11 protein-coding genes, 1 riboswitch and 1 other annotated feature are annotated in these 14,186 nt (G+C 35.7%); of the genes, 3 read left to right on the top strand and 8 right to left on the bottom strand.

What is annotated here, in order from left to right; genetic code table 11:
• Complete coding sequence (locus GFJ36_RS08220) at positions 1-909, bottom strand: DoxX-like family protein (RefSeq protein WP_097889344.1); 909 nt, start codon at positions 907-909, stop codon at positions 1-3.
• 191 nt (positions 910-1,100) lie between these two features.
• Positions 1,101-1,287, top strand: a riboswitch (Lysine riboswitch).
• 200 nt (positions 1,288-1,487) lie between these two features.
• On the opposite strand from GFJ36_RS08220, the gene GFJ36_RS08215 reads away from it, so the two are divergent.
• Together GFJ36_RS08215 and GFJ36_RS08210 are read left to right on the top strand one after the other, a co-directional pair.
• Positions 1,488-2,717, top strand: coding sequence for an aspartate kinase (locus GFJ36_RS08215; RefSeq protein WP_097889343.1), 1,230 nt, complete (start codon positions 1,488-1,490; stop codon positions 2,715-2,717).
• A 346-nt stretch (positions 2,718-3,063) separates the two neighbouring features.
• Positions 3,064-3,516: a VOC family protein gene (locus tag GFJ36_RS08210; RefSeq protein WP_087983092.1), complete on the top strand. Its 453-nt coding sequence runs from the start codon at positions 3,064-3,066 to the stop codon at positions 3,514-3,516.
• A gap of 207 nt (positions 3,517-3,723) precedes the next feature.
• On the opposite strand, the gene GFJ36_RS08205 is transcribed toward GFJ36_RS08210, so the two are convergent.
• On the bottom strand, positions 3,724-4,155 hold the full coding sequence (locus tag GFJ36_RS08205) for a helix-turn-helix domain-containing protein (RefSeq protein ID WP_097889342.1): 432 nt from the start codon (positions 4,153-4,155) through the stop codon (positions 3,724-3,726).
• Positions 4,156-4,293: 138 nt separating this feature from the next.
• Entirely contained in the window at positions 4,294-5,277 is a 984-nt protein-coding gene (gene asnA, locus GFJ36_RS08200; RefSeq protein WP_000284898.1) for an aspartate--ammonia ligase, read from the bottom strand.
• 70 nt (positions 5,278-5,347) lie between these two features.
• Positions 5,348-5,606 (bottom strand) — a binding site (T-box leader).
• A gap of 405 nt (positions 5,607-6,011) precedes the next feature.
• On the opposite strand from asnA, the gene GFJ36_RS08195 reads away from it, so the two are divergent.
• Positions 6,012-6,146 (top strand): DUF3934 domain-containing protein, encoded by a 135-nt coding sequence (locus GFJ36_RS08195; RefSeq protein WP_000047588.1) that lies wholly within the window; start codon positions 6,012-6,014, stop codon positions 6,144-6,146.
• Between the two features lie 95 nt (positions 6,147-6,241).
• On the opposite strand, the gene GFJ36_RS08190 is transcribed toward GFJ36_RS08195, so the two are convergent.
• The 5 genes from GFJ36_RS08190 to GFJ36_RS29430 all read right to left on the bottom strand — a co-directional run.
• The gene (locus GFJ36_RS08190; protein WP_157349527.1) at positions 6,242-9,436 is read right to left on the bottom strand and encodes a DEAD/DEAH box helicase; all 3,195 of its coding nucleotides are present in this window, start codon (positions 9,434-9,436) and stop codon (positions 6,242-6,244) included.
• Between the two features lie 118 nt (positions 9,437-9,554).
• Entirely contained in the window at positions 9,555-10,487 is a 933-nt protein-coding gene (locus GFJ36_RS08185; protein ID WP_048543316.1) for a response regulator, read from the bottom strand.
• Positions 10,488-10,489: 2 nt separating this feature from the next.
• Complete coding sequence (locus tag GFJ36_RS08180; protein WP_079998372.1) at positions 10,490-11,788, bottom strand: sensor histidine kinase; 1,299 nt, start codon at positions 11,786-11,788, stop codon at positions 10,490-10,492.
• 63 nt (positions 11,789-11,851) lie between these two features.
• Positions 11,852-13,564 (bottom strand): oxaloacetate-decarboxylating malate dehydrogenase, encoded by a 1,713-nt coding sequence (gene malS / locus GFJ36_RS08175; protein WP_142310779.1) that lies wholly within the window; start codon positions 13,562-13,564, stop codon positions 11,852-11,854.
• A 75-nt stretch (positions 13,565-13,639) separates the two neighbouring features.
• Positions 13,640-14,186 (bottom strand): lyase family protein (locus tag GFJ36_RS29430; RefSeq protein WP_242015946.1); only part of this gene is annotated, 547 nt, incomplete at its 5' end.

Here is a 14,186-nt window from a genome sequence, read left to right as displayed (position 1 = left end):
TTATCCCTTTCTCTTCCTCTTGCAATTTTTTGAGCTTGGCAAGTTCGTGCTATTTATATAACCGACAATTGATAATCCCATGATTAGAACGTTTAATGTAATTGGATTAAACGGCTCTGTAAAACTTGCAATATTCGTAATCCCTGCCGCTATCGTTAAGGCTATTAACATAAAAATATGTACGATAAATACTTTTCGTTTTGGAAATGGCAACAGCCATATGATACCAAAAATAATTTCTAACAATCCAATTATTTTAAGTACAAAAATACTATGTTCAGTTGAACCAATTATCACAGATAGCATTTTTACTTCTTCTGAATGAGTAAACACTAGTTTCGGTACTATTCCTTGATACATCCATACAAATGCAAATAAAAAACATACGAGCCAATATGTCATTGTTCTTCTAATTAGTAACTTAGGATGAAGTCCCTTTTCTATCCATAATTTTAACGCATCAAAACTCCAAGCAGTCGCCCAGCCTAATAAAGGCCGAAACATATAGAAATCTATTACATTTCCTATACGACCAAACCTCGTATCATAATCATATTGTGTCTCAAAATAAATGTGTTCTTCACGCGGTGTATACTTCCAATAACCACGCCCTATTTGAATAAGTGATAATTTATTATCCGTCCAAAATTTTAAAGAAGAAATTCTTTCACCCGTTTCTTTTCTTATTTCAGCTATCGATTCCCCTTCACCAGCTATTTCAAGTCCAAATCCAATCTTTGTTTTATATAAAAACTTCTGCGGTTCTCCTTCTTTTTTCTCTAAATACGAAATTTCAGTAAAACGAGCATCCCATTCTGTATGTATATGTGGTTCTTGCGTGTATTCCCATAATTTCTCCATTGTTGTGTTCATTTCTGCCGAAACATAAATAGGCTTTTTCCCCTTCATTCTTCCACCTCCAATGCACTATAATTTTAATGTACATGCAATGAATTTATTTTGCTACATTTTTCACAAACTTTCTCAGAAACAGAAAGAATTTTTAAAATATATATAAAACACTTGATTCCCCGAAAAATTTAAATTATTATAAAACAAATGTTACCAACAACTTCATAAATCAAACACTCTCGCCTAAAACGTGAGATAGAGGTTGCGATACTTATGAGTATTCTAATGGAGACACAGAGATGTCTATGAAATTAGATGAAAGGAAGTATTGCCGAAATCGATACATTTCTCTGCATTTATCGATTGGGGCTGTTTTCGAATAGAAACAGAACTGTCATATGTACAGACGTGTATGTATGAAGAGCTATCTACAAAAAAGAGATATCATTTTTATGGTATTCCTTTTTTGGCGGTTTTTTTATTAGCTCCGTTTTCTGTTTCCCTTTTCCTGTAACAGCACCATCCTCACTTATTTGAGATGGTGTTTTTTGTTTTTTCTCTGGTAACTACAGGAATATTGGGATCTATATATGTCCTAATCTATTCTTAAAAATGGATGAAAGAAGGAATTCGTAATGGAAACGATTGTACAAAAATTTGGTGGCACTTCTGTTGGAAGCGTTGAGCGCATTCAACATGTAGCAAATTTAATTATTGAAGAATATGAACGAGGACATAGCATCGTCTCTGTCGTTTCAGCAATGGGAAAAAGCACAGATGAACTCGTAGCACTTGCTAACGCGATTTCAGAAAATCCGAGTAAACGCGAAATGGATATGCTTCTATCAACAGGAGAGCAAGTGACTATTTCATTATTAACGATGGCACTACAAGCAAAAGGCTATAACGCGACTTCATTAACTGGATGGCAAGCTGGTATTACGACAGAATCTGTACATAGTAGTGCACGGATTACTGAAATTAATACTGATCGAATTCAGTCTTATCTTACTGAAGGCACGATTGTTATTGTAGCTGGCTTCCAAGGAGTTAGTGAAAAGCATGAAATTACAACACTTGGCCGCGGTGGTTCTGATACAACTGCTGTTGCATTAGCTGCTGCACTGAAAGCAAAAAAATGTGATATTTACACGGATGTGACCGGTGTTTATTCGACGGACCCACGAGTTGTAAAAAATGCTTATAAATTAGATGAAATTTCTTATGATGAAATGTTGGAACTTGCAAATCTCGGTGCTGGTGTATTACATCCGCGTGCTGTTGAGTTTGCTAAAAATCACAATGTCATGTTAGAAGTTCGCTCAAGTATGGAACGAGAAAACGGAACAATTGTAAAAGGAGAATGTAACATGGAACAACAATCAATCGTTAAAGGTATTGCATTTGAAGATAATATTACACGCGTCACAATGAAAGGATTAGAACAAGGTGCACTTTCAACAGTTTTCTCTACATTAGCAGCGGCACATATTAATGTAGATATCATCATTCAAAGTATTACAAATGAAGGAACTGTTCACCTCTCCTTCTCAATCCATTCTAATGATTTAAAAGAAACATTAGAGGTATTGGAACAAAATCAAGAAACACTTCACTATGAATCTGTAGAATATGAAAATCATTTAGCAAAAGTATCCATTGTAGGATCTGGTATGGTCTCTAATCCAGGTGTTGCTGCAAATATGTTCACTACTTTAAAAGAAGAAGATATTCATATTAAAATGGTAAGTACATCAGAAATTAAAGTGTCTGTCGTTATTGACCGCCTTCATTTAGTAATAGGTGTCGAGGCGCTTCATCAATCATTTATGGCGAAAATTGAGCCTTTAGTGCAGATGAGTTAATTTCCACCAGTAAAACTTAAAATAAATTATATAAATCTATTTCCTTCCTATATTAATAGCAATAGGGTCGGAATATTTTGCGGGCAAGTCGAAGTTATATTATCGAATAGAAACTACATTATTGAATTCTTAAAATGATAGCATTCTCGAAATAAAGTTCGCGCATATTTCAATAGTAGAGGGTTTAAAAAGTGTTGTTCGTTAACAAAATGTTTTATACTATACCCGAAAACACCTTGTCACATTTTCCTACACTGTGACAAGGTGTTTTTTGTTTAGAAGAGATTTTAGTATAATTATGAGGAGAATTAACTAATAAAATTATACATATAAGGAGATAAAGACTATGGCAAACAACAGATTACTAAGAATGGACAATGTCAGCATCGTTGTAGAATCCCTTGATAACGCAATCTCTTTCTTCGAGGAGATTGGACTAAAACTCGAAGGGCGAGCTACTGTCGAAGGTGAATGGGCTGGTCGCGTAACAGGACTCGGTTCTCAGCGCGTAGAGATTGCTATGATGGTTACGCCAGATGGCCATAGCCGAATTGAACTTTCGCGATTTCTCACCCCACCTACTATAGCAGATCACCGGACAGCTCCTGTAAATGCCCTCGGTTATTTGCGCGTCATGTTCACCGTTGAAGACATTGACGAAATGGTATCGAGACTTACAAAGCATGGTGCTCAGCTCGTTGGCGAAGTAGTTCAGTACGAGGACTCATATCGACTCTGCTACATTCGTGGAACCGAAGGTATTTTAATCGGTTTGGCGGAAGAACTCGGTAACAAATAAGTAATGTTTTATATGAAGTCTTTGCCGAAGTAAAAATACTTGAAAGAACTTTACGCTTAATAAAACTTAGATTTTGAACCCCGTCCTAGCTTTAGAACGGGGTTATACTTGTTTGAGCTTTTTAACATACTATCAACATCCCGAAATCATTATAAAACAATTCAATTACTTGTTATACTCTTTCCTAGGAAATATAACGGACTCTTCTCACTTCTTATCATATATATCTTTTCTTTTAAAAAATGATCTGAACTCATTCAAAATAACTTTCTTCACGTCAGAGTAAAAAACCATCATGAATAGTGCAATTCCTAATAAAATCTCTTGCATTCCTTCATAATCAAGGAAAGCACTCACAATTAGCAAACCACATCCAATGTAGAAACCAAATTCATTCTCTTTCTCAAAATCTTCATCAATATGTATTTTCTCTTTTAAATTTTGGTTCCCTTTTATTAGCTCATCGAGCGTAACATTATACATTTCACTCAATAAGATCAAATTTTCAATATCAGGGCAACTTTTATCATTTTCCCACTTATATACCGCTTGCCGCGTTACACCAATTTTCTTAGCAACATCTTCCTGTGAAAACCCTTTTGACTCTCGTAATCTTTTAAGTTGTTGTCCTAAGCTCATAACGTCCCCTCCTTTAACAAATTATTACATAAAAGGATCCAAAAAAGAAAGAAACCATTAGTAAAACTCACTGTAAACCATTCGTTTACACAATGAAAAAGAGAGAATAACTCTTTGAGTTATTCTCTCTCCCTTCTATTAAAACAGATGAATGTTTTCTTTCTTGCAAGCTTCACGTAAATCGTCAGGCCATACAGAAGATTGAACTTCACCAATATGTGCTTTACGTAAGAAGTACATGCACATTCTTGATTGTCCAATACCACCGCCAATTGTTAACGGTAGTACGTCTTCTAAAATACCTTTATGGAAATCGTACTCACGTTTGAAGTCTTCACCTGTTTTCGTTAACTGCTCATCAAGTGATTTACTATCAACACGAATTCCCATTGATGATAATTCGAATGAAGATTGTAATACTGGGTGCCAGAATAAAATGTCACCGTTTAATTTCCAATCATCATAATCAGCTGCGCGTCCATCATGCTTTTCACCTGAACGAAGTGCATCACCAATTCCGATAATGAAGACTGCACCGTGTTCTTTCGCAATTGCATGTTCACGATCTTTCGGTGTTAATTCTGGATATTTATCTTCTAGTTCTTGGGAAGTGATGAAAACAATTTCTTCTGGTAAATACTTTCCAAGGAACGGATACTTTTCAAATAAGTGGTCTTCTAAATCTTTGAATATTCCATAAATTGTTTGTACTGTTTCTTGCAAGTAATCTACAGTACGCCATTCTTTTTGAACGATTTTTTCCCAATCCCATTGGTCAACGTAAATGGAATGTGTTGCATCAAGTTCTTCATCACGACGTATCGCGTTCATGTTTGTATATAAACCTTCACCAGCTTCATATCCGTATTCATGTAATGCGAATCTTTTCCACTTCGCTAGTGAGTGAACAATTTCTAATTCTTCTCCTGAATGTAACATATCAAATTCAATTGGACGTTCTACACCGTTTAAATGATCGTTTAATCCTGATTTTTTCGTTACGAATAATGGTGCAGATACGCGGAATAGTTCAAGGCGTTTTGCTAATTGATCCTCGAAAAATGTTTTAACTTCCTTAATTGCGATTTGAGTCTCTCTTACTGTCATTAATGATTGATACATGGTGGTTTCCTCCTAAAATGTTTGGATGTTGTGAAAAGAAGCCAACAAAAAAAGCCCTTCTTTCCCAAAAAACTGGGACGAAAGACTTTGGTTCCGCGGTACCACCCAAATTAGCAACAGAGGTTGCTCACTTATACAATACGGAGATGAAATATCTCGATACTGTTCTTCTTGTAACGGCGAAGTTCCCGGCTAAGTCTACTTTCCTGTAAAGGATTTCGGTTAGCAACTCCAGGAGGTTCTTCATAATAGGCTTCGTATCAGGCTCACACCACCCCTGACTCGCTTAAACTACTTCCTACTACTACTCGTCCTTTCATAGTCGTTTTGTTGTCACATCTCTGAAACATTTTATTAATGATTATTCTATACAAAAAATAAAGAAAGTCAACAAAATTTTAAAAATATTTTTCAATTCTTTATTTTACGGCTTTATTGATTGTTTTCAATATAACGTCTTCACTTCTTTTGTCTTGTCAATCCAAAAAACGTTTCACTAACCGAAACTAACATATACACAACAAGTAATGTAATCGTTCGAAATATAGAATCCGCAGTATTTCGTATTATTTTCATTTTCTTTGTAATTCCTTTCAGTTTACTTGCAAATTCGTGTTATACTATAACATTCAAGCAGTTTATTTTTACTTAAAGCAATCATAGTCATTTATAAAGAGTATGTTCTAAATCATTGACTATTATCAAATAAGATTTTTATATAACGGAGTGATCATATGAGTAAAACGAAAGCAAAACCGAAAAAAGGTGTAGGGCAAGGTACAGGAAGTAAAGGATGGAATCGTTGGCAATCAAGTGCAAAGAAAAAGGCAGCTGCCAAGCCATATAAAAGTAAAGGGACTAAAAAATAAATTCTGTATTATCTCTTTACTTTGTTCAAAACAAATTATAATTATTACACTAAAAAAGCTATGCTCTCATACATGTGAAAGCATAGCTTTTTATATTAAATCATTAAAATATCTCGTATTTCTTCCTCCGTGATTGATGATAATTTCTCTTCTCCTGGCTCAATCACTTCAGCGATTAAATTTTTCTTACTCTCTTGCAGTTCATGCATTTTTTCCTCAATTGTTCCGTGGGCTACTAATTTTATAACTTGTACTGTATTTTTTTGTCCCATTCGATATGCTCTATCAGCTGCTTGTTGTTCAACAGCTGGATTCCACCATAAATCGTATAATATAACCGTATCGGCACCCGTTAAGTTAAGACCCGTACCACCAGCTTTTAAAGAAATGAGAAATAGATCCCCTTCCCCCTCGTTAAACCGATTACATAGCTCTACACGTTCTTGTGATGGTGTACTCCCGTCTAAATAAAAGTATGGAATCGCTTGACGATTTAACTCACGACCAATAATAGACAGCATCTTCGTAAATTGAGAAAAGATTAAAATTCTCTTACCAGTACTTCTGCATTCCTCTAGTATCTCTAATAGTTGTTCAAATTTAGCTGAACTACCCTTATAATCATCAACGAATAAAGCCGGATGATTACAGATTTGGCGCAGTCTTGTTAAGCCAGCTAAAATTCTAATTTTATTTTTACGTAACGTATCTTTATCTAAATGTTTTAACGTTTCTTCCCTTAATTTCGCTAAATAAGCAGCATAAAGTCTCTTTTGATCTGGTAATAACTCCGATGACTGTAAGTGCTCTATTTTATCTGGAAGCTCCTGTAATACGTCTTCTTTTAATCGTCTTAATACGAAAGGTTTTACGCGCTTCGCTATATCTTCGCGCCTTAAATCACCGAATTCTTTTCTTCCTGGTAATAATTCTGGAAATACAACATGGAAGATAGACCATAGCTCTTCTAATGAATTTTCTACTGGCGTTCCCGTTAGCCCGAAACGAAATTCAGCTTGAATTGTTTTCACTGCTTTTGCAGTTTGGGTTGTAGGATTTTTAAACGCCTGTGCTTCATCAAGAAACAGTGTATGAAACGGCCTCGCATACGATCTTATATCTCTTCTCAGTAATGGATATGACGTAATTACGACATCAAATTCCACTATGTCTTTTAATATTTTTCGCCGCTCTGTTTGATTTCCATCTGCAATAACCGCTCTAATATGCGGGGCGAATTTTTTCAATTCACTAAACCAATTGTAAACGAGAGAGGACGGTGAAACGACTAATATAGGTAGTTTCTTTTCTCGAATTTCAGGCAACACAGAATCTATGTAAGCAATACTTTGCAGCGTTTTTCCAAGTCCCATATCATCTGCTAAAATACCACCAAAACGGTAATAGGCGAGTGTTTTCATCCACTCAAATCCGTATACTTGATACTCTCTCATTACAGCATTTAAAGTTTGCGGCACTGTAAACTTTAATTTTTTCGGATTTTGAATGCTTTCTACTAAATCTTGAACAGACTCATCTAAACTTAAAACATTACCTTCGTGAAATCCGTTCATCCATTTTACACTCCGGATAAGCGGAACGTTCACTTCTTCTCCGTGTAAAAACTCTTTCCGAATACCCGATTCTTTTACAAACTGATTAATTTCATTAAATTCTTTGCTCTCTAGTGATAATAAAGAACCATTCGCTAATCGGTAATATTTGCGTTTCTCTTCCAGAGCCACTAATACACCTTTAATTTCTGCTTCCGGTATTCCTTTTATATCAAAACGAAATGATAACCAATCAATTCTTTCTTTTCTTCTCACTCTAATAAGTGGTGCTGTATCCCCTTTATGAATACGTAATTTAATTGCTGTCGTCGCATAAATATCAACTAAGCCTTTTAACGACGGAACGACGTGATATAAAAAGTTATACTCAGCCTCTTCATTATGCATAAAGTAACCACCTTCTGTTTTCGCGAAGGCACTTTCACTCATAATGTCTAAAATCTCTTTTTCCTTTTTCTCATCACGATTAAAAACAGACGGCTGTCCGTCTTCTTCTAACGGATTGATCATGACGTTTCCATAATGAAATTCAAGACCTGCTAACAAACGATTTTTCACTCGATCTAAATACAGTTTTGCTTTTAGCGACGGCGTTTCAACACGATCTGATATTACTTCATCAATGCGTACGGTTCCCAGTTTCATTAATCCTGGCACAACTTTCGCTACAAAATGTTCCATCTTACTTTCAGGAATATAAAACTGATTGCTATTTGAGCGACTCATCATCTTTTGCAATTCAATAAGTCGCATACAATCTTCCATAGGTAAATGATATAATTTCCCATCGTAAAGAGCGTTGTTATACATTTCCATCACTTGAACACGATTTAGGCCGTCTATATGAAGTGTGAATCCACCATTATTTCCTTTCGTAAACTCAAAATGTAATGGCAATAAACCGTTTGAAATTTGTAAGCCCTGAAACTGTTGTTCATTTTGTTTCAGCTGTACATACTCAATTTTAGAAAGTGAAGAGAGCATATCTTTCCACGAAGCTGGCGGTATGAATATCATACTTTCATCTTGTTTCGCATGTACTTCTAACGCATCTTCATACATTTTTTCATTATGATACATTTTAATAAGCTTCTGAATAACCGCATCTGTTTCTTGCCTGAAGCTATGTACATCTGGTGTGTATGTAAATTCATTAGAACAATGAAAAGTCTCTCTTTTCTCCACTTTAGAAAGAAATTCTCTAATATGCTTTATAAAATATGTTTGCGCAAGTTTTAACTGAATTCCAAGAAGGGCCCCACCACTTTTCGTATCCACTGGTGAACATATAAAAGCCACATCTAATATTTCACGTGTATCAAAACGGTGTTGTTTACTTTTTGGCCTAAGTGGTTTATCTGCAAACAACTGAAACATCCCGCTCGTTAATTGATCATTTCCGCTCATATTTTCGGACATGCCGCCCGTTTGCTGGTTATAATTTATTTGTATTAGTACGGCTGCAACATGTTGACAATACGTTTGAAAAGACGCTAATGAAGGACAACTACATCTCGCAACTACATCACCTTTTTTAGCTTTTTCTACTGTAACATGAAAATCCTCATTCCCTTTTACCGTCGCCTCACAAATTTCTTTCGTTTCATCATAATGATTCACGATTACTTTATTTGCTTTATAATAAGCTTCGCCTCTTTTATATGAGGTCTCTCCGCATACTTCTTTTATAATCGATTTATTTAATGTAAAACTCATTGTTTTGACACTTCCTTAATGTAAAACCATTTTCTCTTACTTAACATTTTACATGCTCTACGAGAAAATATAAAATATTGATTGAACAAAAAAAGATGCTTATTTATAAGCACCTTCTTCACTCTATCTCCATCAACCGTTTCGCCTCAAAATATAACACTTGAATAAATTTTTTCGTATTAATTCGTATATGGCCAGAAGTTGCTACTTCATCCTTTGTCATTTCTGTCATCCGTTTTCTAACTACAGTGAAATCAAAAAACTTCGGAGCATAGCTTTCAAATTTTGGATTTGAAAAGTCTGTTAGTCCGAGGGAGGCTAAATGATTCAATGATTGATAAATTGCTCTGCGCACTCTTTGTTCAGATGCTTTTTTCTCTTTATCAATATCCGTATGTAAAGCTTCATCCCCTAATTTTTTTATCGTAATATAGTGAAAAATATCTTTTAACGCAGGAAAGCCAAATTCAAATGTTTGCGCCTTTTCTTGTCCGTATAAATATTCCAGCATACTAAGTAAATCTTTACTTCCGTTCTCTCCCGCAATACCAAGCTCTGCTAGTAAGAAGCGTCCTGAATCTGATATCTTTTTTCCTTCTTGTACTGTTTCACTACGCATTGGCGGCTTTTCCCACTGAAACACATTATTTAATGATTTTTGAATGTCATGTATAGAACGTTCCAAACGAATACGCTCCATCACTTTTCGTACAACAGATACTACTTCTATTTTATTTAGTGGTTTTGTAATATAATATTCCACACCAAGTGTATACGCCTCACCAATGAGCTGTTTCGATTCAACTTGGGAAATCATAATAATTTTCCCAGTAAATGAAGACGCTATATGACGAACTGTTTCAATGCCGTCTCTCATCGGCATTAGTAAATCAATAAATAAAATATCTACTTTTTTATAATTTAGCTGTTCTGCTTCAATAAACGCTCCATCTTCCGATTCTCCAATTACTTCCCCAAGATCGCCATCCTCAATAATTTGCGAAAGCATTGAACGGAAAACTTCATCATCATCTACAATATAATAAAACAAACCTATTCCCCTTCCCGCTTTAAACTGCACTCCGGTAAACAAACGATAAACTTACACCCTTTTTCAGTTTCATTGTCTTCTAACCTTACTTCTCCGCCGAGCTCTGTTACCATTTCGTGTATGTAAGAAAGTCCAATACCTGTTGACGGGGTTCCTGTTTGATCATACTTGGAAGTAAACCCTGGCTTAAATACTAATTTCTTATACTTTTGTGCAATACCAGGGCCATCGTCAATTACTTCAAAGATTACATGTTGCTCTCGTTTATATAACTTAATACGAATGAGACCTCTATCTTCAATTGCTTCCACTGCATTGGCAACTAAGTTATTAAAGATTGATAGCACTGTATACACGTGATATGCAGCGTGTTCACCTTCTATATGTTTTGAAAAACGTATATCTTTCCCTAGCATTTCAGCATATTTCTCATTTATTCTTACGATCATTTCTGTAAGCTCATGTCCTTCTACATACTCAGTCACATTTTTATCTAATAACAGTTTAGATAATCCTGCAAAAATCCTTTGATTATCCTTTTTTATTTCGTGCACTTCTCCTGCTATTTTCAATGCTGTTTTACTACTGGAATCATCGTCTGTCTGTAAATTTCGATATAGTTGATATGCTTCTTGTGTAATCAATTCTGCATTTTGTAACGTTTTTTTCAAGTGAACAGATTCTACATATAAATTTGAAAGGTGCATGAACATTTTTTCATTTTCTTTTCGGACTTGTGACTCTTTTAATTTCGTTTCATATAAAATCATCATATTTAAAAAGCCAAGTGCAAAGAAACTACGAAAAATAGCAATAATAATTAATTTATTCACTTCAGAAACTGTTATTGTTGTACCGAGTACTACCATATGATAAATCGCAAGTTCTGACATACTTGCGATAATTTCAATTGTAATTCCAAGGCACCCAATAACGATTGGTTTCTGATGAAACTTATTCACCCTACAAAGTGAAAAAAGACTTCCATAAATAAAATAATAAAAGAACACAGGATAGCGCAAATAAAATGATTCTGTCATATGAAATGAACCTTGCATGATCCAATCAAGGCATACACGGAATAAAACGACACATATACCGACAAGAATACCTGCAGCCGCTGCTGGTATTCTTCTTAAAAATAATAATAAAAAGAAGAAAAGCGGTGTCCCAAAGCTAACGCGAAACGTATCGTTAAAAGGATGAAAATTAAGCTCTCCAGCAATCGGAACAACAACCATTAATATAATTAAAAGGGATATATCTTTCTTCCATAATTGATTCCAATTCAAAGGTGCCACTTCCTATACTTTTTTCGGTAATAAAAGTGAAAGCCCGCTTATTTTTATAAACGGGCTTTATTTCTATATTCTAACCTTTTCTACCGCTTTTATTTGGCGATACTCTGGTTCCCAGATTGCTTCTTTCACTACAATCTTAATATCGTTATCACTTAAGTTCTCTCTAGCAACACCTTCTGCAACGGCAACTTTCGCTACTTCAATTGCAACCATTTCCGAGATATTACGTAACTCTTCAACCTCTGGCAAAATAGGTGCTCCTGGCTGACTTGTGTCTACCATGCTTGCAACTGCTTCAGCAGCTGCTGCGAACATTCCATCCGTCATGACGCTTGCACGTACAACAATTGTTCCAAGACCAAGACCTGGGAAAATAAGTGCGTTATTTGATTGTCCAATCACATACGTTACACCGTTGTATGTAACTGGTTCAAATGGACTTCCTGTTGCAACTAATGCTCTTCCTTCTGTCCACTCGATTAAATCAGCTGGTTTTGCTTCAGCAAGTGGCGTCGGATTCGACATCGGTAAAATAATTGGTCTTTCTACGTGAGAAGCCATTTCTTTAATAATCTCTTCTTTGAATGCTCCTGCAACAGTTGATGTACCGATTAAAATTGTCGGTTTTACATGCTTCACAACTTCAGCAAGTCCGATCACATCATTTTGTTTCCACTCACTTACTTCCGCTTCTTTTCTTGCATATGGAATTTGGAAATCAAGAAGATCTTCCATATTATCTGTAACTAACCCGTTACGATCAATACACCAGAAACGCTTATATGATTCTTCTTCTGATACGCCAACGCGGACCATTGCATCTCTAACTTGATCTGCGATACCGATTCCAGCCGTACCAGCACCAAACACAACAACGCGGTGTTCACTTAAAGGTACACCCGAAACTTTCACTGCCGATAACACAGCAGCAAGTGAAACTGCACCTGTACCTTGAATATCATCATTAAATGTACAAATATCATGACGATATTTATCTAAAATTTTTCGTGCATTTCGAGAGCTAAAGTCTTCCCAATGTAAAAGTGCTTTCGGGAATTGTTTATTCACTGCTTGTACAAATGTATCAATAAATTCATCGTAAGCTTCACCAGTTATACGAGGGTGACGATTTCCAATATAAAATGGATTGTTTAATAGTTCCTCACGATTTGTACCCACATCTAAAATTACCGGTAATACACGGCTAGGATCGATACCAACTGCGGCCGTATAAACAGCTAATTTCCCGATTGCGATGTTTATACCACCAACACCCCAGTCACCAATTCCAAGTATGCCTTCTCCATCTGTTACAACGACTAAATCAATGTTTTCAGCTGTTGCACCGATATTCGCAAATGCTTCTTCAATACCCGACGGATCGTTAATTGATAAATACACACCACGCGGTTTACGATATTCATGACTATATCTTTGAATCGCTACACCAACAGTTGGTGTATATACGATTGGTAACATTTCACGTAAATGATTTGTTAATATACGATAAAATAACACTTCGTTTCGATCATGTAACGCTGTTAAGTATACATTCTTTAATAAATCGTCCGGCTGAGAACAAAATTGTTCATACGCTCGGCGTGCTTGTTCTTCTAATGTTAAAACCGCTGGCGGTAATAACCCTTTTAAACCTAATTCTTCTCTCTCTTCTTGCGTGAAAGCGACCCCTTTATTTAAAAGTGGTGTTGATAATACTTCTACTCCTCTTAATGTCGTTTCTAATGAACCATTAGAAGCTACTGTAAACTTACTCATAACATCCCTACCTCTATTCATATATAGCATTTCTATATTGTAAACAAAAAAGAGGGGATTGTCCCCCCTCTTCTTTTAATTTTTCTTTAAAAGAGTTGCTCCTGCAATCCCTGGGTGTGTCATTTCGAATGGATCTAGAATTAACTCTAAGTCTTCTTGTGACAGTACACCGTTTTTCACACAAAGTTCTCGAACGGATTGACCTGTTGCAATTGCTTCTTTCGCAACGCGAGCTGCTGCTTCATAACCGATATGAGGGTTCACGGCTGTAATAATTCCTACACTCTTCTCAACATACTCTTTTAAGCGATCTTCATTCGCTTCAATTCCTTTTAAGCAATTATCTGTAAAGGCACGGAAACCGTTATTCATAATGCTAATAGATTGAAGTAAGTTGAAAACAAGTACTGGTTCCATAACGTTTAATTCTAATTGTCCTGCTTCTGAAGCAAGGCAAATTGTATGGTCGTTACCAATTACTTGGAACGCAATTTGATTAATTACTTCTGGCATAACAGGGTTTACTTTCCCTGGCATAATAGAAGAACCTGGTTGACGAGCTGGTAACATAATTTCTGCTAAACCAACACGCGGACCTGATGCCATTAGACGAAGGTCATTC

This window comes from Bacillus sp. EE-W1 (assembly GCF_009760835.1).
Classification (GTDB): domain Bacteria; phylum Bacillota; class Bacilli; order Bacillales; family Bacillaceae_G; genus Bacillus_A; species Bacillus_A wiedmannii.
The sequence above is the reverse complement of the archived record's forward strand: the minus strand, read 5'-3'. Positions and strand labels throughout refer to the sequence as shown.